Source organism: Synechococcus sp. WH 8016 (genome assembly GCF_000230675.1).
GTDB lineage: Bacteria > Cyanobacteriota > Cyanobacteriia > PCC-6307 > Cyanobiaceae > Synechococcus_C.
Window position 1 is genome coordinate 849,236 of sequence record NZ_AGIK01000001.1, and the last position, 24,103, is coordinate 873,338.

Genomic DNA, 24,103 nt, shown 5'->3' on the forward strand with positions numbered 1-24,103 from the left:
TGAGTGATTTTTTTTACTCTCTAGCAAGCTGGAGATGGCCGATCGCAATCGTTCTTTCCTTCTTTTTTGTGAGTCGTGCCCTCATTGTGATTGCAAGAATGGGGATCCGAGTTGAAATTTTCACGCGTCTCCCCATTCTTGTAGGGACCGGAAGGGAGCCGATCAAAGCGGAGGTTGGCAAAGTGCGGATCTAAGAGACACGCACCCAACACCGATTGATTTCAGATTCTCTCGATCTCTCGATTGATCTCCTCTTCACTGAACGCGTGACGATGAGGGTGAGTGATTTTCCATCCTTGAATCAGCAAAGCAGCCCCCCAGCCGAGAAGTGAGTAGATCGGCCAGAAAAAGCCAAATCCACTCAAAGCCCACACAACAATCAAGAGAGCATTCACCCAGAGGTAATTGATCACTTGATGCCGATAGGCCCTCTTGAGGCTAAGACGGCTGATGGCAAAGCGGCGAATATCATCAACATGATTCATAAATACTAGGAGATTTAATCTCTAAAATGCTAGCAAAAATTAAAAACTAAAGCTAACACCCGTACCAATATGATGCTGCCAACCTATTCCCCATCCCCCACCTTTACGTTCATCGGTGCTATAGATGGGCTCCCAATGAGCATATAAAACGACTTGGTCGTTAATCGGGTATTCAAGAGCAATTTCACCACCCCAGTCAGTTCGTTGAGATAGTCCCGAATAGTCTCCTGGAGAGTAAAAACGTGGTCCTCCAGTGAGAGTCACATTTAACAAATCAACGTTGAAACCGAAACCAAGCCACGTATCAGTGTAATTCCCTAAATAAGTTCCATCACTTTCCCATCCACTCCGATTTTCAGCTGAAATAAAGATGCCGTCTGCAATTGACTCCAGCCCGTCACCAAGTGCAAAATTCAGATCACCATCTCCAAATGCATAGGCTAGTTTAGCTCCAACTTCATGCTTAAGGCCCTTTGTGTCTTCGGCAATGCTAGAAGTTACGTAGTAAGGCTTCCAATCAACTGAAACAGAGAAACGATCATTAGGCTGATATCTGGCTGCTAAATAAGCTTTTGCATCAACCCTTCGAAAGGGTGCCCCAGATTCTTCTTCTTCTTCCTCTTCACCTTCCTCCTCGATTTCAACTCTGCCATAAAAGTGCTCCGCTTCACCGTAGACAGCAGCTGGGCCGATCAGTGCTTCAATCGCAAAAGCACCATCATTTTCGAGCCCCCACTCAAAAACACCTCCAAACTGGAGATCAATAGCGTAATGCCTTGGTTGACCTTCGAGATTATCTTCTAATCCTGCATGACCTTCAATGGTCAGGACTGGCGAAGCTTTAAATTCTCCAGCTTCTAATTGTTCGCCCCCTGCAGCGCCATGAGCTCTTACGGCTGTAAAAGATGAGGTTGAAATTACAAGGAATACTGCTGAGATACCAGCACGAATGAGTTGTAGGTTGAATGAAGAAAACATGAAATTAGTCAAATAGAATGAGGTAAAATTAAAGATAATTATTTAATAGAGGACCATTGATTTTGAAGACTGCTAGCAGCGGCTTCATTACAACTACCTCCTTGAGCATTCACAAAAATGCAAACATTGTTCGTAGCTGTTTGAACCAAACTTTTGCCTGGTGCTTGACCATCAGCGAAAAGTGCTTGCTTGGCTATTGGAACGCCACTGCTACGACTAATTCGTCGCATCGTTTTAGACGGCGGAATTGACTCAGCGAAGATGGCCTTACTTCCAGATGCTTTGATCGACTTGCTAATCGCAGACAAACTCGAGGGTCGGAGCGTTCCCCCCGTGGTGAAGTCATCAAGCACGGGTAATTCACGCACTCCGTAACGCTTGGCCAAAAAAGAAAAAGCTCGATGCCCGGTCACCAGAACGCGCTGTTTTTGTGGAACAGTGGCAATTTGTTGACCAATCCAGCCACCAAGAGAGGCAAGTACACCATCAACCTTCGCTCGGCGTTGATCAATTGCAGCATCACCCTTGGCATCAAATAAGGGCTTCAAACTCCATGCCACGGAGTTGGCCATCGCTTTCACATTGGCTGGGTCATGCCAAATGTGAGGATCTTTGAGAGGGTTCTTAGGGACTGCTTTATTTCCAACCCTTACAACAGCCCCAGGGGTTTTGATCTTGTTAAGCGCTGGCGTGAGGTTATATCCATTCAGCAACACAAGTTGGGCTTTCGCGAGATTGCCTCGATCAGCTGGACGTAACGCCAGGGTGTGAGGATCTGAGCCGGGTTTGGTCAAGCAAATCACGTTGGCTTGAGGCCCAGCAAGGGTGCGCGTGAGATCGCAAAGAATCCCATCCGCGGCCACCACTGTTGGACTCGCAGTGTTGGCTGCCGCCAGCAAGACACTGGCAAAAGGTACGGAGGCAGGCAGTGGCACAAGAAAGCTTGGAACTTCCCAGAATGATAATCATTCTCAAAACTGCTGCCTAGGTGCTTTTCCAGGCCAGTGGGCAAAGCAACACAACGCAAGCCACTCCAATCAAAGGTCCGGGGGGGAGATTGAGGGGCAAGGCCAAAAGAAATCCACCGCCACTGAGGGCCAAACCCACCAATGCAGCCCGAACCATCGCAGCGCGCAGACTGCTCACCCGATGAAGCCCTGGAAGCACGGGGGCACACAGCAAACCAATCACCAAAATCACTCCCACCGCTGCCATGGCACTAACAATGACCACAGCTGTGACGGCAGAAAGGGCCAGCCGCAGCCCACGCACCGACAATCCCGCCGAGGCAGCACCCTCTGGATCAACCCCCAAATAAACAAGCTCGCGATAGCGAGTGCCCAGAAGGATGGCCAAGGCCAGGCAAGCAACCAACACGCGACCCACATCAAGCCAACCCACCGTCAGCAAATCACCAAACAGCAAGGCCTCAAGGTCAAGGCGCAAACTCAGCAAAGGGATGAGCAGAACTCCGAGGCCAAGAAAGCCAGCAAGCACCGTATTGATCACCGCTTCCCCGTTCAGCTTCGAGCTGCGCTGCAATCGTTCCGCCAGTAAGGCCCCAAGGATGCCGCTTACCACGCCCCCCAAGGCTGGATCAAAGCCGAAGGCAACCGAGAGCGCCAATCCTGGAAGCACGGCATGGGAAATGAGATTGGCCTGAAGCACCCGGCGTTGGGTCACCAAGAGCGTGCCAGTGACAGGACACAAAATCCCCACCAACACTGCCATCAGCAGAGGTATCAACCAAAAAACAACCTCATCCACAGTGATGATTCCCCGGATTAACCAAACCCTTGAGAGAGCGCCTCACCTCAGCGGGAGGTCCATCGGCAAGAACACTCCGATCAAGCACGATGACTCTGTCGTAGGAATCAAGCGCTTCGCCCCAGTCATGGCTGCTGACCAACAAGGTATGACCGGCATCAGCCAACTGACGCATCAGAAGCAACAGTTGATCCCGGGATGGCGGATCGATTGCGGCACAGGGTTCATCGAGGAGAAGCATTCGAGAGGGTTGCACCAGCGAACGGGCCAGCAACGCGCGTTGCTGTTGTCCACCTGAAAGAGAATCAAGGCGTCGATGGGCAAGAGCGGAAAGACCAACGCGTTGAAGTGCTGCCTCCCGATCGCAACATCCAAGAGATTGGCCATTCATCGATCCAAGATCGACAAGATCTCGCACGCTGATCGGAAACGACCAATCAATCCGACTGCGCTGAGGCATCAACACCACCCGTTCGCGACACTCCTCGATCGGATCTCCATCGCAGTAAACCGAGCCACCTCGGGGACGAAGTTGCCCCTGGAGCACATGCAGCAGGGTGGATTTACCGGCTCCATTCGCACCAACCAGCGCCGTCAACGTGCCTGAGTGCAGCGTCATTGCCACGTTTTCGAGCACAACACGATCGCCGTATTGCACATCAACGCCCTCTGCTCTCAGAACTGGCTCTCCCAAAATCGAACCATCAAGTTGGCTCAACCTATCGACGGACTGGATGAAATTCATCCAACTCACCAGCCGCAGGCAACCATCGTGCCAACACAACTTGTGGATTAAGGAGTTCAAAATCCAAACTGCTGCCATCAATGAGGGCAACTCGACGTCTCTCGCCATCGTCATTCGTCATCACCGTAAGAAGACGATTCGTGGCGGGATCCACATCAAGAACAGCTCCTGAAGCTAAAAACCATCCCGGAATAGTCCTTCGCTTGAGGACTGATCCAGAGCTATTGACAAGGAGTAATTCGTCTTGAAGGGTTGGCTCTGCATCGCGAAGAACAATCCAAATATTTTCTCCCCGGTTATCACAAGCTGTGGCCATGACCCCCGCCTCCCCCAACCAGACCTCTCGTGGAGGTTGTCCGGGAATCACCAGCTCAATCGAACGTCGGTAATCAGGCCAATTTCTCAACAACACCGCACGGCCGGAACCAGAGCAAAACGACTTGAGTTCGCGGCTGCCGGGGAGGCTTTGGGGAGAAGTTCCTTTCCCATCAGGGTTCATGGGCAAGAGATCAAGACCGTCATAGGAAGGAACAACCATTCCGCTGCCATCCGGAAGCAGACGGATCGCGCCCGCAACCTCCAGGTTGAGGTCACGGCGTTTGGCGTTAGCTGAACGAACCCAGGTTCGATCGCTACCAGCTTCAACACCTCCCACCTGCACGAGTAATTCCCCTCGCTGATTGCTACTTAAGTGGGCAAACAAAAGTGACCCAGACGCCAAGGATTGGATGGCACCTGGGAGGGGATCTGCCAATCCTTCCGCTTGATGGCTAATGGCCCGCGGAGTGAGCTGGCGAAGCAACACCTCAAGCTTGGAAGCATCGTTATCGGTCACGAAGGCAACGCCCCCTCCATTGCCCAAGGGCTCAAGCTGAAGAATGCGCTGCTCAATAGACGACAGCGGCAACCAACTGCCATCCTTGCGGCGCAATTTCACCTGCTCTCCCTCCTTCTCGACCATCACTGCCACGAGAGACGAACGAGGATCCCACCAAAGTGAACGGCTAGGCAGGACCAGCCCCCGTTGATCATCACCAGCAAGAACAAGCTTCTGGGGCGAACGAATCAGGGCATCAGGATCGAGCAGCAGGCGGAACTGATCCTGTTGGCCAAACCACTGATGGGGCTGATGGGGGACAAGACGACTATTTTCAGCCACCGACGCGCGGTTCATCGTCCGACTGAAACGCACGTCAAGGGCTGCAGCACCTGAACGAATGGATTGAATCGCGACGGATCGCAAACGCGGGGGACGACGCAGCAAAATCTGCTGCTGCACCAAAGCGACAAGACCCAAGCCCAGCAGAGCCATGCTCAAGAGTCGAACCTTGCCCGTTGATGGGCCAACCCCCTTTGAGCTCATGGTTCCAAAGGCCGCTCAGGTCGCGGGATGGATTGAATCGTGGTGGGTTTGACCACATTGATCAGAAGTCCATCCTGGGTCTGCGTTGTCATCGTCCCCTCGATGGCCAGCCATTGATCCGGCTTTGGATCCGCGTTCTCAGGCCATTCAATCGGCAGTCCAGCAGGGGTGGCATCAGCCAGGCAGCAACGCACGGTGAGACGGGCGAGCTGGGGTTGCATCCCTGGACGTTGAAGCACAAAGCCGCTAATTCGCACGGGATCGCCTGCATGCAAATTGGGATCGGGTTGACTGCGGAGCAGCCGCACCCATTCGGTCAACGTGCGTTGTTCAGGCGGTAGGAAAAAACTCAATCGCGGCGCCTCAGGCAAGTTATCGCTGCGATTCGAAGCCAAATCACTGAAGGAGGGTGATGGGGGAAACAGCAAAACCAAACAGGCCACCGCAACTGAAATCAGCCAGCTCAAAGGAGCTGGAGACGTTTTTGAGCGTGAAGCAAAGCGCAGCTGAAGAGCACCGAGCACCATCAGAACAACGCCTGCAATCGCAACCACTGGATGAAAAATTGCATTCAGAAGCAGATCCAAACGAGCCGACAAACTGCTCCAGACCAACACCCATCCCCAAAGCAGCAACACAAGGGGTGGTAGGTATCGCGTTTGTCGAATCCGGTTCAGACGTGGCATCGCTTTAGAGCATCACAAGATTGACCCACTGGCCAATCAGAAGAACGAACAACGTTGCTGCAACTGCGGTGATTGCAATGGCGCGCGTGGAGAGAAGCACCGTGAACAAGCCAGCAAGCTTGAGATCGACCACTGGACCAAGAAGCAGAAAGGCCAGCAAAGCTCCCGGTGTGACCTGAGCTGCAAAGCCAAGCGCAAGAAAGGCATCAACGCTGGAACACACCGAAACCACGAGTGCCAAGGCCATCAAAGCCAGCACCGAAACGGTAGGGCCTGACCCCAAAGCCAAGAGCCAACTTCGTGGCAACCAGGTTTGAACCGCAGCGGCAAGGGCACAGCCAAACACGAGCAGGGCGAGCAAGCTCAAGAATTCACGCGTGCTGTGTTGAAGCAGCTCTGCAGGTCGCAGCGGAACCTCCTCCAGCCGACGTTCCGAAGCATTGAAGTCCACACCCACCAGCCCACTACGACGTTCGAGCAGTCCAACGCGAGAGAGGGGTTGACTCAGTCTTCGCTCTTCGAGCAAGGCAGACGCCAACAAACGTGATTCAGGCAGCAAGCCGAGAAGAGCGCTGAGCCCGATCGCAATCAGGAAGGCACCAATGGGTCGTCCCCAAAGCAACCAGGTCTGATCTGGAAAGGCTGCCCAAGTGCTCGCTAACACGATCGGATTAAGAACTGGCGCTGCAAACAAAAAACCAAAACCAGTGCCCAGCGGTGCTCCGCTTGCAAGCAGACGTCGTGCAACGGGAACATTCCCGCATTCACAGGCGGGCAAAGCAAATCCGAGCAAAGCCCCAACAACTGGGGCCAGAAGCGGGTGGCGTGGCAATCGCTTGATCCATGACGACTGGGGTACCAGCCATCTCGCCAAACCAGCAATCGCAACGCCCAGAAGCAAGAAGGGGAGCGCTTCGATTAACAGACCTTGAAAAATGGCCCAGCCAGTGGCGAAACGTGTCATCAACCCTTGAAGTGGCTAACTCCAGCCATGACTGGCTTGATCTTCAACGTAGGCCGCAACATCGGCAATTTCATTTTCACTGAGCACATCCAGAAATGCTGGCATTGCGTTACGCCCGTAGGTGACCTGAGCCACGATTCCGGTCTCATGCCCAGTCACGTAGTTGGGGAGAAAAGCTTCAAGGTCGGCCTGCCGCAATGTCCGCTCACTCTTCACAATATTTCCACCGCCGGCATGGCATGCGGCGCAATTGGTATTAAAAATCTGACCACCCCTCACGGTGTCAGAAGCCATCGCACGCATTGGCATGCTTAAGACCAGCAGCAAAGCAAAAGCAGCAGATAGCAAAAAACGCATGGTTCCCAATATCAATCCTCACCATTCTCAGGAGATCTGAAGCACCGGTGCTGACGTTGCTGCAGATCGTTATGGAATGAATCTGTCAGCGGTTCCATCGTCAGAGCATCCAAACAAGCAGGCGAGCAGACGTCTGGATTGAGCGCCAACAATCAGTTCAGCCAGCGCAGACCCTGCACACCCATCAACACCAGCAAGAGAAGGGCAACGGAGGGGGAGAGGGGCGATTATTCAGGGGCCTGCGTTGGGGCCGTGATTATGAGCGTCGCAAGGCATCCATTTCGCCCCCATCTGATGAGCGCCCTTGCAGTTGAACAAGGTTGCGGCCTCCTCTGCCTCTGCCTTGGTGTCATACATCGCTTTGATGGGCGCAGTGCCGAGTTTCGATGGGGAGGGCTGCTTCTCCATCGAAAGCAACGTGCCGCTGTGGTCAGAACCAATCTCGTGATGAGCAATTGCTGGAGTCGTCAAAGCCAGCAAGCTCAGAAGCAGTCCAGCGGATGGGGAGCGACGCATCTCAGATTTGATTGCAACATTTTGAGTTTGCTGCATCAGGTCCCGCTGGACCGCTTCGCTTGTTACCGAGCATCAAATGGTAATGAAGAATGATGGAGAATAATACGAATACTTCCATTCTTTTGCTTCCAGAACGTCCAAGTCTTCTCGGGTCTTGCGAGACCACCCTTGGCATCAACAATTTCTATATATCCCATTGTGTTAGCTGTCTGGCCCATCAATTGGACAACATCATCCACAATCTTGCAACTGGTCCAATTGCGATAAGTAGCAAAGCCCTGATCCTTACCAAATCGGCTAATCGAGGGATCAGGGCCTACGAAATAAGCAATCGCGCCAGCGCGATCTGCACGGAATGTTGACTCTCCTCTGGTGTAAGTAGGTTTAAACGCTATCGGTCCAAATTGGTAGGCATAAGCCCCATCAATAACATCCACAGCGACCGATTTTGCGGCATCATATCCACCTTTCTGATAGGCCTTGCTAATTGCAAGCAAGCCTGCACACCAGGCTTTCTGCGCGTCCAAGACTTCATTGAGGGTAATTGTGTTGTCAAAAACTTGGAGGTTGGCTCGTTCAAACCCATCAACTTCTTCAACTTGGAGGTTGGGTGAAGCAAACCCAGCGGGTGCTAAAACAACTGCAGAAAGAGCTGCTACAACGCTTCCATAAAAAGGAAGATGCGAAATTTTCATTGGAAGAAAAAGTGACAATTCTTGAACTTCCCAGCCTTACATTCTATGTCACTGATTTATCGACCTAGCTAAAAAAAATTCACAACCAAACAGAAAACTAGTATCTAACGATACCGTATTTAGGAGCAAAGAGGAACGCAACCAAGAACAAACCGGTCTGCACAAGAACGATGCAACCAGCGGTGGAACTATCCGTCCAATAGCTTGTATAAACCCCAAGAATGCTGGAAAGGATGCTGCTTCCTATCGCCAACCAACTCATTCGATCAAAGCGATCGGTGAGTAAATAAGCGGTAGCTCCAGGAGTCACCAACATGGCAACGACCAAAATAATGCCTACGGTTTGCAAGCCAGCAACCGCCGCTAGAGAAAGAACGGAGAGAAGCAAATAGTGGAGAACGCCGGTATTAATGCCAATCGAGCGTGCATGCGTAGGGTCAAAACAAAACAGAAGCAGATCACGACGAAACAACAAAAGAACAGCCGTTACAAGGGCTGAAATCAGCATGGTTTGTTGGATATCTGCAATAGAGATGCCAAGCACATTGCCAAAAAGAATATGTGTGAGGTCAATATTGCTACGCGTCTTCGAGACCAACACCAGACCCAGAGCGAAAAAGCCTGTAAACACGAGGCCAATCACGGTGTCTTCCTTGATTCGAGATTTCTGCTTAACGAAACCAATCGTGGCCACTGATCCCACACCAAAGACAAAGGCCCCAACCGAAAAAGGTAGCCCTAATGCATAGGCCAAGATCACCCCTGGCAAGACAGAATGCGAAACAGCATCACCCATCAAAGCCCAACCCTTCAGGGTCATATAGCAAGAGAGGAGACCACAGACGCCACCGACGGTGGCACTGATCAGCAAAGCCCGCACCATGAAGGCGTGCTGAAGAGGCTCAAGCAGAAATGTGATCAAGCGTCCTCCGAGGAACTATGGCCGGTCAATAAATCTGGAGGAAGGCCCCCGAAGGCCAAGGAAAGATTTTCCGGAGTGAACACCTCAGAGGTTTCACCGTAAGCCAAGACCGTTTTATTGATCAGAACTGTGAGATCGCAGAAGTCTCTGACATGACTGAGATCGTGGGTGGAAATCAAAATAGTGCGTCCTTCCGTACGCAACTGAAAAAACAATTCGGCCATCAACTTTTCCGTACGTATATCCACGCCATTGAAGGGTTCGTCCAACAACAACACCGATGCACGCTGGGCAATGGCTCTTGCCAAAAATGTCCGCTTCCTTTGACCTCCAGAGAGAGCAGCGATCGGACGATCCCTGAGATCAAGAAGCTCAACGCGCTCCAGGGCATCGCGAACGGCCACCCTGTCTGACTGTCGTGGAATCCGGAGCACATTCATGGCTCCATAGCGACCCATCATCACCACATCCCAAACAGAGACGGGGAAATCACAATCGATGCCTTCACTCTGAGGCACATAGGCAACGGCTTGATCGCGCTGAGCCCGGGCAACACTGCGGCCATTGATTCTGATGTGGCCGCGAGAGGGGCGGATAAAGCCAGTTAGCGCCTTGAAGAGTGTCGATTTGCCGGACCCATTCATGCCCACCAATCCACAGATGCATCCCGAAGGCAAATGAAGAGAAGCGTCGTAGAGAGCCACTGTGCCGTTGTAGTCAACACAGATCTGATCGGCTTCAATCCGCATCAATTCACTCTGAGTCATGAGGACTTTTCGGCGGACGCAGCCAACCCCTGCCTAAGAAGTTTCACATTGTGGCGTTGAAGGTCGAGCAGCGTTGGCGCAGGACCGTTGCGTTTTGATAAAGAGTCCACATAAAAGCTGCCACCAAATCGAGCACCCGAAGCTCGAGCCACCTCCCGTTGGGCCTTATCACTCACTGTGGTTTCACAAAACACGGCGGGAACCTGATCGTTCTTGACACGCTCGATCAGACGGGCCATGCGTTTTGGAGTGATCTGACTTTCAGCGTTCACCGGCCACAAATACGCCTCATCAAATCCATAGTCTTGGGCGAGGTAAGAAAATGCCCCTTCACAGCTGACAAGGACACGTTGTTGCTTGGGAATGACAGCGAGCAGGTTGCGTAACTCAGCATCCAATTGTTCCAACTGGAGCTTGTAGCGGTTGCCATTGTTTCGATACAACTCGGCCCCCTCTGGATCAAGTTGAGAAAAGGCATCCACAAGTCGATCCACGTATCCCTGAGCCCGAAGAGGTGACATCCAGGCATGGGGATTGGGCTTACCGGCATAGGCATCCCCCTCAATGAGCAAGGGCTCCATCCCCTCGGTGAGAGTGACCGTGGGTACATCACCAGCCGATTGAACAAAACGACGAGCCCAAAGTTCCAATCCCAACCCATTTTCTACAATTAAATCTGCTCCTGATGCTTGCTCTAAATCCTTGGGAGAAGGCTCATATCCATGAATTTCTGCTCCTGGTTTCGTAATGGATTTAACTTGTAAGCGATCACCCGCAACCTGACGAGCCATATCAGCGAGGATCGTAAATGTTGTCAAAACAATCGGACGATCATCAGAATGATGACTTCGTTTCCCAGGCAAGGTATCCTGCTTTGTGCAAGCAACAGCAAGGGGTAAAGCGATAGCAAGTGCAGTAAAGCGTCGCAAAAAACGACGTCCAAACATCCTTGCTGGGTAGATGCTGATGATCTTCAAAACAGCTGAATCCGTGACGGAAAGATCATTGGTTCATGAGGGCCGTTGTGCTGAAGTTTCCCCACGCCGGCGTCTGCAGCGCTCAGAGCAATAACGCACCTCTTCCCAAACATCTTTCCATTTGCGCCGCCATTGGAATGGGCGACCGCAGACGGCACAGATTTTTGTGGGGCGATCCAGCGATGGCGCCATCAGACGAGAACACCCTAAGGAACGGCTAATCAGGCTTAGAAAACCTCGATCTTGCCCATTTTAAAGGCTGATGATGCTGAGTTGAGCCTCATTGAATGGTGAAGCAGAGGAGGAGGCCACTTTGGTTTTGCTTCAAGTGGCCGGCAATGTCTCTTAAGCACCAATTGTTTATTTGCTGCTTTCATTCCTGCCAATGAATGGCAATTCAATCAACAGAAATCATGACTAGATCATTCCAAGGATGAATCCCATTCACACTCCAATCAAGAATTTCAAACAGAGGTGCTCGCTTTCTCATGATCAAGCGTCAGATGCGTGACGTCTTCACGAGCCGCAACTTTCAAAGCTCAGGAATCGACATCTGCTGGATCTGTCCAGCGTCGCTCAACTTGAACAAACAGAAACCAAGCCAACGAGGCTCCTGCTCCCGCCACCCAATCAGAGCGGAGCAACTCAACCAAGGCCAAAGTGCTTGCCGCGATGCGCAACGCTCTTAAACCAAAACGGCTGTATTGACGCAAGCGATGGTCCATAAGCGAAAGCAATAATCATCGAAGACCAAGCAGGGTGCAGCGAGGGAGGAGCCAAGCAAAACCTGCACAACGACCGCCAAACTCAGCAGCGTCCAGCTGCTGCCATCCCTGAGCGGTGGAGAACCGAACGAAAAACTGCACGCAGTTGCCGATTCAGGCGCATAGCTTTACATAACTTCTTATCTACACGTCATGGTCGAGCTTTACCTTGATGCCACCTTGCACAACCAGATCAGTGTTGAGCACTATCGCGAGGTTTTACTGAACCGCGGAATGGATGAACAAGATCAAAAGCTGAGAAGCAATCTCTTAAAACGCATTGAAGCAGGAACGATTCAGCTGTCATCCTGAATGATCTGTTGCGTCTTTCTCCATGTATCAAACAAATGACCCCCGTTTCTGGAGAGCGCTTGCTGGAATCATTTCATTGGTCGTAAGCTGCACACTCGCTTGGCTGATTCTTAAAATTTAAATCTTGCTTGCAATTTCTTTTCAAATTTAATTTTTAAGCTTAATTTTTAAATACTTGCAGACACACCTTAGCTTGCGATCCGGCGGTTGCAATACAAAATCAAATCAACTTAAATTCAATCAAACCAAAAATTAAAACAGCAGATTAGCAATAGTTGTTAACAAGAATCCAATCACCAGGGCTGATAACACGGCAAGAACAATCAGTCCACCACTAGCAAACAAAGCGAGCCGTTTTGCCGTCTCTGGAAACAGCAAATAAAAACTGAGACCTGCGGCAATGCCCCAAAGCGGAGGAATGAGCAGACAAACAGCCGTCAACACGATGAGACGCAGGCGTCGATGACGCTGCTGTTCGATCATTCTTAACGCTTGCATCTTCTCCTCTTCCAGGGCCAAACGCTCTTCGTCGCTCAGCCAGCGCCCGAACTGTTGTGCCTGCTTGAGCTCTTGTTCAAGTTTGTCCGTAGTGAAAGAAGGTTCCATACCCCCAATTTATCGCCGTTTTCAGCGCGGACTGCGCTCCCATGCCCGTTCGAGGGCCTCTCTCATCGCTTTGCTAGAGGGCTCAGCCAATCCATTGTTTCGACGAAAGGCTGCTGTGATCCGCCAGAAACGGGTTGCGCAGGCAATCGCGACGACGAACCAAGCCAACAAGATCCAAGCAGAACCGTGCACGACAACATTGTGAATACCTCCATGATGGTGGCTGTGAGGATTTCTGCGATGAACGGCAAGCTCGTGGTTGGAGCCATTGGACTGTTAGTGAGCGCAGTCGCGATCTATGAATTCTTGTTGTTGAGAGGGTTAGCACCCTCCACCTGAGCCTCACAGGCATAGGTTTCAATCGAGGCTTTCCTCTGGCGGAATTCAGGATGATCCGCATCTTCCACCCGCCACCACCAACGGCCATCGGTGTAGCTGGGTGGACCTGCATTGTTGGTGCGTGGCAGTTGCAGGCTGAGGTCTCGCCAATGGATCAGGATCCCATCGCCAGGCACTGTTCCATCGGCACTGTTAGGGATCGGTTCCACCACAGCGCCGATCGCCTCCCGACCCAAATTGGTTCGCTCCGCCGTCAGCAGGTCTCCTTCACACCAATAGCTGTCTGCAAACACAGGCGCACAGGGCACGAGCCAAAACAAAGCCACAAAACACAACGAAAACAGAGAGCGCAAGGCAGGCGAAGTCATTCACCCCACCCAAGCACTGAACACGACAGAGTGTCGTGAAGACAAAGCGTTTTGATGACTCCAACAAGAGAACAGGTGCTCGCCGCATCCGCTGGCTGGGTGGCTGTTGTGCTCAACGTGGTGCCCGGTCTTGGGGCTGGTTATTTGTACCAACGACGCTGGAAGGCTTACTGGATCACCTCTCTCCTGGCCACAACCTGGTTTGTGGTGGGTGCCGTCTTGGCTCAAAACTCCGCGACTGCAGCTGAACCGCAAAACCAACTCGTTGGACTGATCGGTTTGATTGTTCTCGCCGCTGTGACGAGCGCGGAAGCCGGCTTGGCTGTGAAGGCAGTGCGTCAAGACAACTGATGGAGACCAGCCCGAAAGCGGTGCTCCACTTCTGGTTTCAAGACTGTCGCCCGCACCAATGGTTTCGCAGCAATGCGGAGTTTGATCAGGTGGTGCTGGACCGCTTCGGCAAGATCACGTCATCAGCATTGAAAGGTGAACTAACCCACTGGGAGAAGGACGCGACCAGTGCTTTTGCACTGGTTTTGATGATGGATCAGTTCACCCGGCAGATATGGAGGCACGAACCCCGTGCGTTTGCTGGCGATGCTTATGCCCTAAGGCTGACCCGCAAAGCGATCGCGGAGGGATGGATCGCCGAAGAACCAGAACGGGTGCGTCGCCAATTTTGGTTGATGCCAATGCTGCACAGTGAGGACTTGGCAGTGATTCAGGAAGCGATCACCCACCTGGAACGCTGGAGCGACCCAGCCACCGTTGCAGTCGCCTCACGCCACAAGAATCTGATCCAGCGTTTCGGACGTTATCCCCAACGCAATGCCGCCCTGGGGAGGGCTTCCAGCGACGAGGAACTGAAGTTTTTAAAGGATTGGCAATCCCGTGGCAAACGCAAACGCTCCCAATCTCATGCTTGTGATCAATGCTCCAGTCATGGGCCCATTCATTACAGGGTGAAAACTGCAGCCCAACCTCACTGGCAATTGGCATGCCCCAGCTGCTGGAACAAGCTGCAAAACCATCCCGGTTATCAATATGGGGGAACGCGAAAAGCAAACCGCCGCGACCGACAACGCCGATAAACAACGAATCCATCTGAGCTAAGAAAAAAATCCCCATGAACAAAACGTGTTTGGGGCCCGTGGGATAAGGGGTAGACGTGCTGGCATTTCAACCATGAGCCCCATGTTTCAGTGTTTGCTCTGCAAGCAGACAATCGAACGTTCCACCCGCACCTATTGGAAACACAAGGGTCATCTGCTTTGCTCAACCTGCAAAGACAACATCGAGGCCGAAGTTGGTCAAAGTAGGCAGCAGAAGCGGCCCAACTCTTGACCCTGTTCCAGATGGTGGCTTGCGTTGTAGGAGTCACAGCCCTAGCGGCTGCGCTTGGACTGAGCATCCTTCTTCTCGGCCTACAGCGCGTGTTTGCCTCAGCTCCAACGCTCTGGCACCACAACGATCAAGACATCAGCAAGACCAGTCTCACCGTTGTGATCCCAGCCTTCAACGAAGCGCTCAATATTGACGGTTGTCTGAGGCACGTACTGAAGTCTGATAAGCCTTGCTCTCACTGGGAGGTGATTGTTGTCGACGATCAGTCGAGCGACAACACGGTCAACATTGCGGAACAGACCATCCGTGCTTTCGCCGGTTCTGATCAACCCAATGCAGCCGTTCTCCAAGCTGGTCCACGCCCCAAGGGAGAGCGTTGGGTAGGAAAGAACTGGGGTTGCAGCCAAGCCATGGAGCAGGTCCAAAGCACATGGGTGCTGTTCATCGACGCCGATGTCAGCCTGGCACCCGATGCCATCCGTCGAGCACTCCACCAGAGCATCCAGGAGAAGGCCGATCTCTTCAGCCTTGCTCCACGCTTGACCTGTGGATGTCTCACCGAATGGATGGTTCAACCCATCATGGCGAGCTTGCTAGGGCTTGGGTTTCCGATCCTCGAAGCCAACGATCCTGATTCAACAGTGGCCTTTGCGGCAGGACCCTTCATGTTGTTCCGAAGGGACAGCTACAACGCCATCGGCGGCCACAGGGCCCTCGCGGGGGAAGTTGTCGAAGATCTGGCTTTGGCGCGGCTGATTAAGGAGGGGGGGTTTCGCCTGCGATACGTGCTCGGAATTGATGCCGTCGACCTACAGATGTACGCCAATTTCGAGGCTCTTTGGGAAGGCTGGAGCAAAAACTGGTTCCTTGGGCTGGATCGCAGCATCAGCAAATCCTTAGGAGCTGGCGGCGTGGTGCTGTTGATGTTCACGCTGCCATGGCTACTCCTGCCGACCAGCCTGACGATGGCGTGTCTGAGCAGTCATGATCAAAGTCTTTGGCTCGGAGATGCTGGTCTCGGATTGATCGCAATCCTGATGCAACTCAGCGTTCGCCTCTGGACACGATCCCGATTTTCGGTGCCCTTACGCCATTGGTGGCTCATGGGCATTGGCGGCCTCATCATCGGGCTGATCGCACCCACATCCGTTTGGAAGAGCCTGACGGGAAAGGGCTGGACCTGGAAAGGCCGCTCCCTTGCCGAGGCTCAGGCGCTCTAACAGTTAGAGCCGTCGTCCAGACAAAATGAATGCATCTGTAAACACCCCATGTACCGACTTGGTGCACTCCTGGCTCTGTGCTTGGCATTGCTGATGCCTGCAACCGTGCAAGCCAGCACGATTGAAATCACGATCAACAGCATCACCAGTGAGGGAATCGGCGAATCCATCGGCACGATTAGTGCACGAGACACGGATCAAGGATTGGTGATTATTCCTGAACTCAGTGGACTGAGTGAGGGCGAGCATGGGTTCCACTTGCATGCTGGCGATCAGTGCGCTGCACAAACCAACGCAGAAGGAGACTCCGTCGCAGGCCTTGCAGCACTGGGACATTGGGATCCAGATCAAACCGACACCCATCTCGGACCTTTCGGGAATGGCCATCGCGGTGACCTCAGCCGATTAGTGGTGGACCGAGATGGCAACACCACCACAAGCGTGGTGGCACCACGGCTCAAGGCTTCCGACCTGCGCGGACGGGCTCTGGTGGTCCATGCAGGGGGAGACACCTATGCGGACTCGCCTCCCCTAGGTGGAGGTGGTGCTCGTATTGCCTGCGGTGTGGGGTCTTGAGCTCATCACGCTTGCTTCTTATTCATCCGATTGGGGTTGGTTTATCCAGTCGGTTTTGGGATCGTTTCATCAGGTGTTGGCAAGCTTCTGACGACACGACGACCTTGCTGGCTCCAGACCTACTCGGATGCGGTGTACACGAGCATCCAAATCAACAGCTTGCCCCCGAAGATTGGGCGGCCCCACTGGTCGATCTTCTAAGAGACCAAACCAACACACCAACGGTTCTGGTCTCACAAGGAGCCTCTCTTCCCATTGCCTTGGCTGTAGCCAAGTCCGCACCGGAACTCGTCGCCGGCCTGGTTGCGATCAGCCCACCGAGTTGGCGCATTCTTGAGGAACCCTTTCCGCAAACACAATCTCAATGGATCTGGAGATTGCTGTTTCAGGGCCCAATCGGCTTTTGGTTTTATCGCTACGCACGCCGTCGAGCCTTTTTAAAATCGTTTTCTGTCAATAATTTATTTGCCAACAACAAAGACGTTGACGACGAATGGCTCGACACGTTGGAACAAGAAGCAGCCAACATGAGTACGCGTTGGGCAACATTTTCTTTTTTAGCTGGTTTTTGGAGACGCAACTGGATCAGTCAATGGCAGAAAATCAACCAACCTGTGTGGCTGTTGTTCGGGCAAGAGGCCACCGGAATCGGCCGCTCCAAGCAATGGGATGACGCACAAGAACGCATCCAAACCTATGCGCAGCAGATGCCAACTGCTGTGAGCGCAAGCATTCATGGACGCAACGTTCTTCCCTATGAATCAACGTCCGAGTGTGTGAGCCAACTCCAACGCTGGTTATTACACCCATCAAACCCTTCAAACAATCACTCCATCAGTCATTAGAAAGGCATCGAGCATTCCCTTACGCCGAGGGATGTCGTCTGTGGGCAGAGACATCACGCATAGCCTCAGATGGATTCAAAGAGCGCGCCAGCGCTAACAAGCCTGCGGCAAGAGCCGTTTCACCCTCAAGCTGCATCATTCGGTGGAGGGTGATGACCTCGCTGTAATCGGCAGCAGCCGTTCCATTGATCAGACCGCGAGCGGTGCATCGAGCAACGGCAAGTTGAAGGGAGATCGTCATGACCCAAAGCTGGCCCAAAGCACGAGCAAAACCAACGAAGCTTCCGGTTTACAGCTGATTCAGAAACGCGAATCAACAACAAACCCGTTAATATTTCTTAATAACAGGGATTTGTCACATGCTGTCTGCACTTTTTCCCTTGGTTTATGGAAGCGTCTTCGTCTTCCTGTTGGTCCAAGCCTTTCGAATGATGCGCATGAGCTCTAGCTCTACGGCCCCTGCCAATTCAAGACGCCGGACAGACCGGACAGGTTTGTTAACCACCCATCCCGAACTCCTAGACGCCAACGGTTCCATCACCGGAGAAGATCTTCTGGTCGTGCACTTCCCGGGCCAGGATCGTCCCGAAGCGTCCATCACTGATTGAAGAGGGGCTAAGTCCCATTCAGAATGGGATTCCATACCTGTGGCCCATGACCCTCAATCAATTTTTGATCTTCTTGGTCATAGGGATTTCCATTGCCATCGTTACGAGTTCAACCTGGCTTTGGTGGATCCTCGCCATCTGCACGGCTTTCGTTGTGTTGAAACTGCTAAGAAAATAACAATGCGTCAACAATGTCATCACAACTAACTGCAATCAATTGGGCAAAAGCGGTCACGATCCTTTTGATTCTTGGTTTGATAGGGCTATTTGGTATCGAAGGTCAGCGGCAAATCCTATACGCGTGTATGCACATTAGCTATTGCTTATGGTGGCTTATAGAGCAAAGGATTTATCCAGAGCGTCGCAAGCAGATTTTCACAGAAAAAGTTGATTTCTCTGGATTTGTTGGTGCACTGGTGATTGTTGGAGTTTTTTATTCACTACCAGCATTTTTAGCCTTTACAAACTCAACAGAGCTTTCCATCGCAGCTACGGCAACGGCAATTCCACTTTTTTACTTCGGAAGCCTGATCAACACGGCTGCTGACATCCAAAAAACAACAGCGAAAGAAAGCGGAACCGGTTTGGTTCGTACAGGAATTTGGAGTGGTGTACGCCATATCAATTACACAGGAGACTTGATGCGCTACCTAAGTTTTAGTGTGATAGCAGGTTCCCTTTGGGCATTCTTAGTGCCACTCTCAGTTTTTCTTTTGTACTTACAACGCATACGCGACAAAGAGGCATCAATGAGAATCAAATATCAGGATTTTTCGGATTACAAATCTACAAGTTTTCGCTTAATTCCTGGGATTTGGTAAGAATACGTGCATGGTCAAATCAATTCTCAATATTCTTTGGGTCATTCTTGGTGGCCTGCCCATGGCCTTGGGCTGGTGGTTGGCGGGTCTTCTCTCTGCCATCAGCATCGTGGGCCTGCCTTGGAGTCGCTCGTGTTTTGTGATTGGTAAATTTGCTCTATGGCCCTTTGGGTTTGAAGCCATTAATCGACGAGAGCTCAATGGGCGCGTTGATTTAGGCACCGGACCGATGGGTCTCATCGGAAATGTGATTTGGTTTTTAGTGGCTGGCTGGTGGCTGGCAATCGGCCATCTCACCTCAGCACTGGCCTGCTTCGTCTCCATCATTGGGATCCCCTTCGGGATTCAGCACATCAAACTCGCTGTGATTGCTATAGCTCCCATCGGAATGACCATCGTTCCAGTCAATCAAAACAACTAAAAGCGAGGAACTCATCACGAAGAGCCGACACCATGGATCCAGAGGTACGACAATTGGTGATCGCTCAGCTCCTCGTGATCGTGATCCCCGTTGGAACGCTGTTCGCGATCTGGATCAGCATGCTGCGATGGAAAGGCAATCGCTAAGGAAAGCGTGAAGACAGCTTGCAACGGATGTGGTTCTTCTAGACATCCGTTGCCAAGCTACAAACGACGAGCATGCCAATAATCAAAATCGCAATGAACATTCCCAGCGAGTTTCAAGCCTTCTCCAACGTCCACGCCATTAGAGATGGCAGTGCATTCATTAATGTTCTCGGTTGGATGTGGAGCGAAGACAAGGGGATTCAGTATCTGGCTTGGGATGGAAGCATCTATTCCGCGAGTTCCATTGACGGAATCAGCCCGCAGGCATCACACCAGTTGTATCGAACGGCTAATTCCCTTGAAAAGCTGGCTGATCAGTAGGAAAAAGCCTTGCAAAGTCACCGCAAGACGTGCCAGAACAAGAGAACACATGCCTTTGGCAGATGACCAGCACAGCTCAACGCACGGTTCAAGCCACAACAGGCGAAGACATGCTGATTGATGCCTTACGAGGAATCAAAACGAAACCAGAGCTGATGCTCTTGCAAGACCGACTGACCTCAAACCCAGCCAACCCCCCCCTTTTTACTTGGGTTTGCAACCTATTGATTGAAAGAAGGATCTCAAGGGGACTGGCCGCACGCGTGTTGTCCCAATTGCATGATGTTGATCCGTCGGCAAGCTGAGACCAGGACCAGGTGGAGGCCTCCAGGTCCGCCGACCAGCTAGCCGCTACCACACAAATCCTGGAGCAAGCGCACAGAGGCCGAAGAAGCGAAGCAACAACATCAACAGGCAAAAGCAAAACCTAGAGAACGAGAGGCACAAAAGACATCTGGATCGAAATGACAAGCCACAGGCCAGAAATACACAAAGAAAAATCAAATCAATCCAAAGTGTTGACGTAGATGAGGATGCGCTGTTAGTAATAGTTTGTTGAGGCTTATTCCCAAATGCTCACTGGTGCAGACCTGCTCGCTAAGGTCAAAGATCTTGGCGATGTATCAAAGACCGATTTAGCCACTCAGTGTGGCTACGTCTCAAAGAAGAAAGACGGAAGTGATCGTGTAAATTTCACTGCATTTTATGAGGCTCTTCTGAACGCCAAAGGTATTGATCTCGGAGGCGGAGCAGGGGGAATTGGCAAAGGCGGACGCAAGCTCAGCTACATCGCCAAAGTGCAAGGCAATGGAAACCTCTTAATCGGGAAAGCCTATACAGCGATGCTTGATCTGAGCCCTGGCGACAATTTCACCATCAAGCTAGGTCGAAAGCAAATCCGTCTCATCCCCGAAGGCAGTGAAGATACCGAAGATTAATTAGTCTCAGCAAACAAAAGGAGGCTTTACACACCTCTTTTTGTTTGCGAACTACATTAAAAAATATCAAAAACAGAACAACTAGAAATTGAACGATAAAAAGCAATAATTAAGCATTATCCCATTTAATTTTTCCATCAAGGAGCTCCATCAACTCCTCAAGCTTCTGATTGGTCACACGAACATCAGCGGCATCAGGCATGGTGCCCTCTTCAATCAGAACGTTGTAGTGTTCGCGACACATATTGCGAAGTTCCTGAAGGCGCTTCTTCGTAATGGTGCGCTTCTCTTCTGCTGTTGCCATGCTTGGATCCTAGACCTAGATACAGTCTGCCTTATCGAGTGAACTGATAGGGCACATTGGAAGGCAAGCATCGAAGCTTGCATCAACAACACGTTTAACCATTAAATCCTTGCAGGTGCAAGACTTTTCAACTCATCAATAAGCATCATTCAGAGAATGTTGCACCAAAGCCTCCATACACAGCCAATCACCCCCATCACAAAGCCTCGATAGCTGCTGAATGCATCGTGCGAGATACGCGTCAAAGCCAACAAGGCCTAGCCGTGATCGGGTGTCGGCGGTCATTAGCCATGACGGGCCGCCCACTTCGCGTGACGGTTCCGACTCTCAATTTCCCAACGTCGCCATTCCGAGGAAGAGGCTGGGAGTGCCGATGGCATCAAAGCTGGATCAGTCCAATAGTCGGGTGAATCGAGGGTGGATTGATGGAGGGGGCAACAGGGTCCGTGAGCCACGAGAGATAACTACAGATTTTCTTTATCATGCTCCCTTGAGCTCCTGCTGCGCAATAGACAGATCAGCGCACCTTTACGCCACAACCTCCACAGCCCCGGCAAGCCGTCAGAGACACACAGAAACGAAATCCACGAAAAACCATCGGATCAGGGGAAAGCCCGTCAAGCAAACAACGAATTACAGAATTTCTGAAGGGCAGAAGAGAGATTGAGACCGTTTGGATTTCAAGATCCAACGTAAGCTCAATTACCTATTGGACTGGTCGATGCCCTCACCTCTTCAAAAATACGAATTGTCATCGATGAAGTGGGCATCGAATGGAGAGCTTTCTGCCCATGACATCCATAAGCTGCTCAACAAGATGAGTCAGGCACAAGCCTTTGAGCGACAAACTCGGTGCCTTGAGCCAACGGAAAGTACAAAATAAAACCATCACCAGATCCAGGCCACCACTTCAAGCTCTTCGCACAAGTCCGCGGCGATTTAAGTGAAATTAAATAAAAAATACAGAAATGCATTTGATTAATTCAGAATTTATTTCTGATTCCAAGGTTAATCAGTAGATCGCACGCTTTTGTCCCGCGAGAGGCCAACATATCGATAACGGTTAGATCTAGATGTACACGATTGAGCACCTTTCTGATGAAAGCTGGACAGCAGAAGTAACCAGAGAAACTGAGTTCAAAGCATTTGTTGATGCTCGGACAAAATGTATGGCTACTGGCAAAATTTATAGAGTTGTGGACGACAAGCACAACGTAAGATATACAATCACACTCGATGCATGCAAAAAGCAGCTATTTTCGAATCACTAGCTGCGTGAATCGACGCATCATTATTGAAGAGCAGGCATAGCCTCTTGCAGCTCATTAGAAGAATCAGAATCGTTCAATCCACTCGTGAGTTGGAACGCCAAAATAGCTGATCCGAGAGAAGCAACAATAACGATTACACGCAAAACTTTGGTGGGATTCACAAAACAAAAACAATAGAAAAGATTATAGCGAGTACAGAAAAGAAAAGCCAGTTGAATTCATGTCAAACTCCTGTTCATTCATACACTGGAGACAACATTGAAGCTCTATAAAATGGCTCAAAGCATTGAACGAGGGCAAGAGAGATACGTGACACCACAAAAAAACCGCTCAACACATGAGCGGCCTGCAACCAAGTAATCCCCATCACCCGGCCTTTCGCATCACATTGAGTTGTGATGTGCAAAGCATAGGGACAACACACCCTAAGAGTGCATGAGTTTCGATTCACTCAAGATTATGACTACATTGTGTAAAGCTTTAAAAGCAAAAACTCGCCAAACAGATTTTCGAAGATCTACAACCAGCTGTCACAATAAAATGTGACAGCGATCTAGCGCATAAAACCAAGACAATGAAGAAGCCAAAGCTCACACGAGGCAAAGAAATCAGGTCAGATCGAAACGATTGAGTATTCAACCCGCTCATCAGAGCAACAAAGATCTCCATAAAAACGTTCTAATTCATCATAGGCGTCATCGTAATTAGCAAATCGAAACTTCGTGATCGAATCTTCTTGAAGATCATCGCGAACAATACGATACGAAGAAGATTTAGTATCTAAGCCATCAGAGATTGACCGCAAAGCTTCAGATGATTCACCTACCATGTACTTAAAATCATCCATATTCTAATTATACGCCATCAACTGTGAAAGCCGCCAAGGATTGAAAAAAGAAAACTAAATCTATCTAGGCGCTATTAGCGATGAATAGTAATCAGCCATTCATTCTTAGAAGGCTAGGAGATATTTTAAATGAATTATGAAACAATGATGTCCTTGCCGGAATAAAAAGCAAATCTATAACGAATCGACTCAGCGTCAGGCTTTGGTGTTTCATAGCTCCAAGCCACATTAGTGATCACATGGTCACCAACAATGAGGTCCCAGTAGCGTGCTTTCCCTTTCCATCCACACACCGTCGTGTGTCGAGAATCGCGAAAATATTCAGCATGCATCGCTTCACGAGGGAAATAGGGATTCCCATCCACATAAACAATATCGTCGCTTTCGGCAAGAACGCAACCATTGAAAACTGCTTTCATTGAGTTTGGTTTTTTCACCATAATAAGTAGGTATGGACTGTAGTGTGAGGCTTCAGATCATCAATTCGATGAATCAAGCAACACAAATTCAAATGGAATAAGACAGAAAGCAGAAAATATTGACTTAAAACTATGTCCATCGAAATTTTTGAGGACTAAATTTAAATGCAACCAAACGATCTGGACATCTTGGGATGTATTGCGCATCGACGCCATGCAGTCGGTCAACGCATCAGTCTTTATTCTCCGCGAAAATCTATTTCGATCTGAAAAGGAACGGCGGAAAAACGAGCGCAATGCCTAGATCCTGATCTAGACCAAAGGTAACTGAGTCATTCCAGTGACCTTTCTCAGCAGAATCTGCGCTACATCCAAAGGTTCAACCATTGATGCCGTTGGGAATGGGAAATA

At 50.8% G+C, this 24,103-nt stretch carries 35 protein-coding genes; 12 read left to right on the forward strand and 23 right to left on the reverse strand.

All coding sequences use genetic code 11. The features are described from left to right. Window positions 1-221: 221 nt before the first annotated feature. From SYN8016DRAFT_RS04475 to SYN8016DRAFT_RS15935, 17 genes are all read right to left on the reverse strand, one after another. Window positions 222-485: a 2TM domain-containing protein gene (locus tag SYN8016DRAFT_RS04475; RefSeq protein ID WP_006853101.1), complete on the reverse strand. Its 264-nt coding sequence runs from the start codon at window positions 483-485 to the stop codon at window positions 222-224. 39 nt (window positions 486-524) lie between these two features. After that, window positions 525-1,463: a hypothetical protein gene (locus tag SYN8016DRAFT_RS04480; protein ID WP_006853102.1), complete on the reverse strand. Its 939-nt coding sequence runs from the start codon at window positions 1,461-1,463 to the stop codon at window positions 525-527. Between the two features lie 38 nt (window positions 1,464-1,501). Continuing rightward, on the reverse strand, window positions 1,502-2,398 hold the full coding sequence (locus SYN8016DRAFT_RS04485) for a metal ABC transporter substrate-binding protein (RefSeq protein WP_006853103.1): 897 nt from the start codon (window positions 2,396-2,398) through the stop codon (window positions 1,502-1,504). Between the two features lie 49 nt (window positions 2,399-2,447). After that, window positions 2,448-3,194 carry a metal ABC transporter permease gene (locus SYN8016DRAFT_RS04490; RefSeq protein WP_006853104.1) on the reverse strand — a complete coding sequence of 249 codons (747 nt, stop codon included), beginning with the start codon at window positions 3,192-3,194 and terminating at the stop codon, window positions 2,448-2,450. 28 nt (window positions 3,195-3,222) lie between these two features. Next, window positions 3,223-3,975 carry a metal ABC transporter ATP-binding protein gene (locus SYN8016DRAFT_RS04495; protein ID WP_006853105.1) on the reverse strand — a complete coding sequence of 251 codons (753 nt, stop codon included), beginning with the start codon at window positions 3,973-3,975 and terminating at the stop codon, window positions 3,223-3,225. Beyond that, window positions 3,950-5,338 carry a hypothetical protein gene (locus SYN8016DRAFT_RS04500; RefSeq protein WP_006853106.1) on the reverse strand — a complete coding sequence of 463 codons (1,389 nt, stop codon included), beginning with the start codon at window positions 5,336-5,338 and terminating at the stop codon, window positions 3,950-3,952. The genes SYN8016DRAFT_RS04495 and SYN8016DRAFT_RS04500 overlap by 26 nt, the downstream gene beginning before the upstream one ends. Beyond that, window positions 5,335-6,024 (reverse strand): TIGR03943 family protein, encoded by a 690-nt coding sequence (locus SYN8016DRAFT_RS04505; protein WP_006853107.1) that lies wholly within the window; start codon window positions 6,022-6,024, stop codon window positions 5,335-5,337. The genes SYN8016DRAFT_RS04500 and SYN8016DRAFT_RS04505 overlap by 4 nt, the downstream gene beginning before the upstream one ends. A 4-nt stretch (window positions 6,025-6,028) precedes the next feature. Beyond that, window positions 6,029-6,988 carry a permease gene (locus SYN8016DRAFT_RS04510; protein ID WP_006853108.1) on the reverse strand — a complete coding sequence of 320 codons (960 nt, stop codon included), beginning with the start codon at window positions 6,986-6,988 and terminating at the stop codon, window positions 6,029-6,031. 15 nt (window positions 6,989-7,003) lie between these two features. After that, a complete protein-coding gene (locus SYN8016DRAFT_RS04515; RefSeq protein ID WP_006853109.1) occupies window positions 7,004-7,345 on the reverse strand; it encodes a c-type cytochrome in 342 nt (113 codons plus the stop codon). Window positions 7,346-7,576: 231 nt separating this feature from the next. Next, the gene (locus tag SYN8016DRAFT_RS15695) at window positions 7,577-7,861 is read right to left on the reverse strand and encodes a DUF3721 domain-containing protein (protein ID WP_038013799.1); all 285 of its coding nucleotides are present in this window, start codon (window positions 7,859-7,861) and stop codon (window positions 7,577-7,579) included. A gap of 62 nt (window positions 7,862-7,923) precedes the next feature. Next, window positions 7,924-8,556, reverse strand: coding sequence for a hypothetical protein (locus tag SYN8016DRAFT_RS04525; RefSeq protein ID WP_006853111.1), 633 nt, complete (start codon window positions 8,554-8,556; stop codon window positions 7,924-7,926). Between the two features lie 97 nt (window positions 8,557-8,653). Further along, the gene (locus SYN8016DRAFT_RS04530; protein ID WP_038013800.1) at window positions 8,654-9,475 is read right to left on the reverse strand and encodes a metal ABC transporter permease; all 822 of its coding nucleotides are present in this window, start codon (window positions 9,473-9,475) and stop codon (window positions 8,654-8,656) included. Further along, the gene (locus SYN8016DRAFT_RS04535; RefSeq protein WP_038013367.1) at window positions 9,475-10,227 is read right to left on the reverse strand and encodes a metal ABC transporter ATP-binding protein; all 753 of its coding nucleotides are present in this window, start codon (window positions 10,225-10,227) and stop codon (window positions 9,475-9,477) included. The genes SYN8016DRAFT_RS04530 and SYN8016DRAFT_RS04535 overlap by 1 nt, the downstream gene beginning before the upstream one ends. Before the next feature lie 14 nt (window positions 10,228-10,241). Further along, window positions 10,242-11,192, reverse strand: coding sequence for a metal ABC transporter substrate-binding protein (locus SYN8016DRAFT_RS04540; RefSeq protein ID WP_006853114.1), 951 nt, complete (start codon window positions 11,190-11,192; stop codon window positions 10,242-10,244). Between the two features lie 63 nt (window positions 11,193-11,255). After that, window positions 11,256-11,414 (reverse strand): DUF2256 domain-containing protein, encoded by a 159-nt coding sequence (locus SYN8016DRAFT_RS14420; RefSeq protein WP_071778021.1) that lies wholly within the window; start codon window positions 11,412-11,414, stop codon window positions 11,256-11,258. Window positions 11,415-11,761: 347 nt separating this feature from the next. Beyond that, window positions 11,762-11,947: a hypothetical protein gene (locus SYN8016DRAFT_RS04545; protein ID WP_006853115.1), complete on the reverse strand. Its 186-nt coding sequence runs from the start codon at window positions 11,945-11,947 to the stop codon at window positions 11,762-11,764. A gap of 15 nt (window positions 11,948-11,962) precedes the next feature. Further along, the gene (locus SYN8016DRAFT_RS15935) at window positions 11,963-12,088 is read right to left on the reverse strand and encodes a hypothetical protein (RefSeq protein ID WP_256364593.1); all 126 of its coding nucleotides are present in this window, start codon (window positions 12,086-12,088) and stop codon (window positions 11,963-11,965) included. 51 nt (window positions 12,089-12,139) lie between these two features. Here SYN8016DRAFT_RS15935 and SYN8016DRAFT_RS15485 point away from each other — a divergent pair, with 51 nt between their 5' ends. Further along, window positions 12,140-12,298, forward strand: a complete 159-nt coding sequence (locus SYN8016DRAFT_RS15485) for a hypothetical protein (protein ID WP_006853116.1) — start codon at window positions 12,140-12,142, stop codon at window positions 12,296-12,298. A gap of 252 nt (window positions 12,299-12,550) precedes the next feature. On the opposite strand, the gene SYN8016DRAFT_RS04550 is transcribed toward SYN8016DRAFT_RS15485, so the two are convergent. The 3 genes from SYN8016DRAFT_RS04550 to SYN8016DRAFT_RS04555 form a co-directional block, all read right to left on the reverse strand. Next, window positions 12,551-12,904 (reverse strand): hypothetical protein, encoded by a 354-nt coding sequence (locus tag SYN8016DRAFT_RS04550; protein WP_006853117.1) that lies wholly within the window; start codon window positions 12,902-12,904, stop codon window positions 12,551-12,553. 21 nt (window positions 12,905-12,925) lie between these two features. Next, window positions 12,926-13,096 (reverse strand): hypothetical protein, encoded by a 171-nt coding sequence (locus SYN8016DRAFT_RS15490; protein ID WP_170952814.1) that lies wholly within the window; start codon window positions 13,094-13,096, stop codon window positions 12,926-12,928. A 104-nt stretch (window positions 13,097-13,200) separates the two neighbouring features. Beyond that, window positions 13,201-13,611, reverse strand: coding sequence for a hypothetical protein (locus SYN8016DRAFT_RS04555; protein WP_006853118.1), 411 nt, complete (start codon window positions 13,609-13,611; stop codon window positions 13,201-13,203). A gap of 54 nt (window positions 13,612-13,665) precedes the next feature. Here SYN8016DRAFT_RS04555 and SYN8016DRAFT_RS04560 point away from each other — a divergent pair, with 54 nt between their 5' ends. The 5 genes from SYN8016DRAFT_RS04560 (at window position 13,666) to SYN8016DRAFT_RS04580 (ending at window position 17,596) form a co-directional block, all read left to right on the forward strand. Continuing rightward, window positions 13,666-13,962, forward strand: a complete 297-nt coding sequence (locus SYN8016DRAFT_RS04560) for a hypothetical protein (RefSeq protein WP_006853119.1) — start codon at window positions 13,666-13,668, stop codon at window positions 13,960-13,962. Continuing rightward, on the forward strand, window positions 13,962-14,702 hold the full coding sequence (locus SYN8016DRAFT_RS04565) for a DUF924 family protein (protein WP_006853120.1): 741 nt from the start codon (window positions 13,962-13,964) through the stop codon (window positions 14,700-14,702). Before SYN8016DRAFT_RS04560 ends, SYN8016DRAFT_RS04565 begins: the two co-directional genes overlap by 1 nt. A 264-nt stretch (window positions 14,703-14,966) precedes the next feature. Then, on the forward strand, window positions 14,967-16,175 hold the full coding sequence (locus tag SYN8016DRAFT_RS04570) for a glycosyltransferase family 2 protein (protein WP_006853121.1): 1,209 nt from the start codon (window positions 14,967-14,969) through the stop codon (window positions 16,173-16,175). 48 nt (window positions 16,176-16,223) lie between these two features. Beyond that, the gene (gene sodC, locus SYN8016DRAFT_RS04575) at window positions 16,224-16,751 is read left to right on the forward strand and encodes a superoxide dismutase family protein (protein ID WP_006853122.1); all 528 of its coding nucleotides are present in this window, start codon (window positions 16,224-16,226) and stop codon (window positions 16,749-16,751) included. An 11-nt stretch (window positions 16,752-16,762) separates the two neighbouring features. Then, window positions 16,763-17,596, forward strand: a complete 834-nt coding sequence (locus SYN8016DRAFT_RS04580) for an alpha/beta fold hydrolase (RefSeq protein ID WP_006853123.1) — start codon at window positions 16,763-16,765, stop codon at window positions 17,594-17,596. 19 nt (window positions 17,597-17,615) lie between these two features. On the opposite strand, the gene SYN8016DRAFT_RS04585 is transcribed toward SYN8016DRAFT_RS04580, so the two are convergent. Beyond that, window positions 17,616-17,837: a hypothetical protein gene (locus SYN8016DRAFT_RS04585; protein ID WP_006853124.1), complete on the reverse strand. Its 222-nt coding sequence runs from the start codon at window positions 17,835-17,837 to the stop codon at window positions 17,616-17,618. A gap of 118 nt (window positions 17,838-17,955) precedes the next feature. Between SYN8016DRAFT_RS04585 and SYN8016DRAFT_RS04590 the strand changes: the two genes are divergently transcribed. The 6 genes from SYN8016DRAFT_RS04590 to SYN8016DRAFT_RS04615 all read left to right on the forward strand — a co-directional run bounded on the left by SYN8016DRAFT_RS04590 (window position 17,956) and on the right by SYN8016DRAFT_RS04615 (window position 20,851). Next, window positions 17,956-18,204, forward strand: coding sequence for a DUF2973 domain-containing protein (locus tag SYN8016DRAFT_RS04590; RefSeq protein ID WP_006853125.1), 249 nt, complete (start codon window positions 17,956-17,958; stop codon window positions 18,202-18,204). Window positions 18,205-18,395: 191 nt separating this feature from the next. Next, complete coding sequence (locus tag SYN8016DRAFT_RS04595) at window positions 18,396-19,025, forward strand: isoprenylcysteine carboxylmethyltransferase family protein (protein ID WP_006853127.1); 630 nt, start codon at window positions 18,396-18,398, stop codon at window positions 19,023-19,025. Between the two features lie 10 nt (window positions 19,026-19,035). After that, window positions 19,036-19,446: a YccF domain-containing protein gene (locus tag SYN8016DRAFT_RS04600; protein ID WP_006853128.1), complete on the forward strand. Its 411-nt coding sequence runs from the start codon at window positions 19,036-19,038 to the stop codon at window positions 19,444-19,446. A gap of 239 nt (window positions 19,447-19,685) precedes the next feature. Further along, entirely contained in the window at window positions 19,686-19,913 is a 228-nt protein-coding gene (locus tag SYN8016DRAFT_RS04605; RefSeq protein WP_038013368.1) for a hypothetical protein, read from the forward strand. Between the two features lie 62 nt (window positions 19,914-19,975). Continuing rightward, on the forward strand, window positions 19,976-20,218 hold the full coding sequence (locus tag SYN8016DRAFT_RS04610) for a hypothetical protein (protein ID WP_038013802.1): 243 nt from the start codon (window positions 19,976-19,978) through the stop codon (window positions 20,216-20,218). A gap of 267 nt (window positions 20,219-20,485) precedes the next feature. Further along, on the forward strand, window positions 20,486-20,851 hold the full coding sequence (locus SYN8016DRAFT_RS04615) for an AbrB family transcriptional regulator (RefSeq protein WP_006853132.1): 366 nt from the start codon (window positions 20,486-20,488) through the stop codon (window positions 20,849-20,851). A 109-nt stretch (window positions 20,852-20,960) separates the two neighbouring features. Here SYN8016DRAFT_RS04615 and SYN8016DRAFT_RS04620 read toward each other — a convergent pair whose 3' ends face one another. Both SYN8016DRAFT_RS04620 and SYN8016DRAFT_RS04635 read right to left on the reverse strand, forming a co-directional pair. Then, complete coding sequence (locus tag SYN8016DRAFT_RS04620; RefSeq protein WP_006853133.1) at window positions 20,961-21,155, reverse strand: hypothetical protein; 195 nt, start codon at window positions 21,153-21,155, stop codon at window positions 20,961-20,963. A 2,252-nt stretch (window positions 21,156-23,407) separates the two neighbouring features. Next, entirely contained in the window at window positions 23,408-23,692 is a 285-nt protein-coding gene (locus SYN8016DRAFT_RS04635; protein ID WP_038013806.1) for a DUF427 domain-containing protein, read from the reverse strand. Window positions 23,693-24,103: the final 411 nt, after the last annotated feature.

What these genes read in the sequence shown, in the direction of transcription:
- SYN8016DRAFT_RS04475 (WP_006853101.1), bottom strand. Translation starts at nt 485, where the DNA reads ATGAATCATGTTGATGATATTCGCCGCTTTGCCATCAGCCGTCTTAGC.
- SYN8016DRAFT_RS04480 (WP_006853102.1), bottom strand. Translation starts at nt 1,463, where the DNA reads ATGTTTTCTTCATTCAACCTACAACTCATTCGTGCTGGTATCTCAGCA.
- SYN8016DRAFT_RS04490 (WP_006853104.1), bottom strand. Translation starts at nt 3,194, where the DNA reads ATGGCAGTGTTGGTGGGGATTTTGTGTCCTGTCACTGGCACGCTCTTG.
- SYN8016DRAFT_RS04495 (WP_006853105.1), bottom strand. Translation starts at nt 3,975, where the DNA reads ATGAATTTCATCCAGTCCGTCGATAGGTTGAGCCAACTTGATGGTTCG.
- SYN8016DRAFT_RS04500 (WP_006853106.1), bottom strand. Translation starts at nt 5,338, where the DNA reads ATGAGCTCAAAGGGGGTTGGCCCATCAACGGGCAAGGTTCGACTCTTG.
- SYN8016DRAFT_RS04505 (WP_006853107.1), bottom strand. Translation starts at nt 6,024, where the DNA reads ATGCCACGTCTGAACCGGATTCGACAAACGCGATACCTACCACCCCTT.
- SYN8016DRAFT_RS04510 (WP_006853108.1), bottom strand. Translation starts at nt 6,988, where the DNA reads ATGACACGTTTCGCCACTGGCTGGGCCATTTTTCAAGGTCTGTTAATC.
- SYN8016DRAFT_RS04515 (WP_006853109.1), bottom strand. Translation starts at nt 7,345, where the DNA reads ATGCGTTTTTTGCTATCTGCTGCTTTTGCTTTGCTGCTGGTCTTAAGC.
- SYN8016DRAFT_RS15695 (WP_038013799.1), bottom strand. Translation starts at nt 7,861, where the DNA reads ATGCGTCGCTCCCCATCCGCTGGACTGCTTCTGAGCTTGCTGGCTTTG.
- SYN8016DRAFT_RS04525 (WP_006853111.1), bottom strand. Translation starts at nt 8,556, where the DNA reads ATGAAAATTTCGCATCTTCCTTTTTATGGAAGCGTTGTAGCAGCTCTT.
- SYN8016DRAFT_RS04535 (WP_038013367.1), bottom strand. Translation starts at nt 10,227, where the DNA reads ATGCGGATTGAAGCCGATCAGATCTGTGTTGACTACAACGGCACAGTG.
- SYN8016DRAFT_RS04540 (WP_006853114.1), bottom strand. Translation starts at nt 11,192, where the DNA reads ATGTTTGGACGTCGTTTTTTGCGACGCTTTACTGCACTTGCTATCGCT.
- SYN8016DRAFT_RS14420 (WP_071778021.1), bottom strand. Translation starts at nt 11,414, where the DNA reads ATGGCGCCATCGCTGGATCGCCCCACAAAAATCTGTGCCGTCTGCGGT.
- SYN8016DRAFT_RS04545 (WP_006853115.1), bottom strand. Translation starts at nt 11,947, where the DNA reads ATGGACCATCGCTTGCGTCAATACAGCCGTTTTGGTTTAAGAGCGTTG.
- SYN8016DRAFT_RS15485 (WP_006853116.1), top strand. Translation starts at nt 12,140, where the DNA reads ATGGTCGAGCTTTACCTTGATGCCACCTTGCACAACCAGATCAGTGTT.
- SYN8016DRAFT_RS04550 (WP_006853117.1), bottom strand. Translation starts at nt 12,904, where the DNA reads ATGGAACCTTCTTTCACTACGGACAAACTTGAACAAGAGCTCAAGCAG.
- SYN8016DRAFT_RS04555 (WP_006853118.1), bottom strand. Translation starts at nt 13,611, where the DNA reads ATGACTTCGCCTGCCTTGCGCTCTCTGTTTTCGTTGTGTTTTGTGGCT.
- SYN8016DRAFT_RS04560 (WP_006853119.1), top strand. Translation starts at nt 13,666, where the DNA reads ATGACTCCAACAAGAGAACAGGTGCTCGCCGCATCCGCTGGCTGGGTG.
- SYN8016DRAFT_RS04565 (WP_006853120.1), top strand. Translation starts at nt 13,962, where the DNA reads ATGGAGACCAGCCCGAAAGCGGTGCTCCACTTCTGGTTTCAAGACTGT.
- SYN8016DRAFT_RS04570 (WP_006853121.1), top strand. Translation starts at nt 14,967, where the DNA reads ATGGTGGCTTGCGTTGTAGGAGTCACAGCCCTAGCGGCTGCGCTTGGA.
- sodC (WP_006853122.1), top strand. Translation starts at nt 16,224, where the DNA reads ATGTACCGACTTGGTGCACTCCTGGCTCTGTGCTTGGCATTGCTGATG.
- SYN8016DRAFT_RS04585 (WP_006853124.1), bottom strand. Translation starts at nt 17,837, where the DNA reads ATGACGATCTCCCTTCAACTTGCCGTTGCTCGATGCACCGCTCGCGGT.
- SYN8016DRAFT_RS04590 (WP_006853125.1), top strand. Translation starts at nt 17,956, where the DNA reads ATGCTGTCTGCACTTTTTCCCTTGGTTTATGGAAGCGTCTTCGTCTTC.
- SYN8016DRAFT_RS04595 (WP_006853127.1), top strand. Translation starts at nt 18,396, where the DNA reads ATGTCATCACAACTAACTGCAATCAATTGGGCAAAAGCGGTCACGATC.
- SYN8016DRAFT_RS04600 (WP_006853128.1), top strand. Translation starts at nt 19,036, where the DNA reads ATGGTCAAATCAATTCTCAATATTCTTTGGGTCATTCTTGGTGGCCTG.
- SYN8016DRAFT_RS04605 (WP_038013368.1), top strand. Translation starts at nt 19,686, where the DNA reads ATGAACATTCCCAGCGAGTTTCAAGCCTTCTCCAACGTCCACGCCATT.
- SYN8016DRAFT_RS04610 (WP_038013802.1), top strand. Translation starts at nt 19,976, where the DNA reads ATGACCAGCACAGCTCAACGCACGGTTCAAGCCACAACAGGCGAAGAC.
- SYN8016DRAFT_RS04615 (WP_006853132.1), top strand. Translation starts at nt 20,486, where the DNA reads ATGCTCACTGGTGCAGACCTGCTCGCTAAGGTCAAAGATCTTGGCGAT.
- SYN8016DRAFT_RS04620 (WP_006853133.1), bottom strand. Translation starts at nt 21,155, where the DNA reads ATGGCAACAGCAGAAGAGAAGCGCACCATTACGAAGAAGCGCCTTCAG.
- SYN8016DRAFT_RS04635 (WP_038013806.1), bottom strand. Translation starts at nt 23,692, where the DNA reads ATGAAAGCAGTTTTCAATGGTTGCGTTCTTGCCGAAAGCGACGATATT.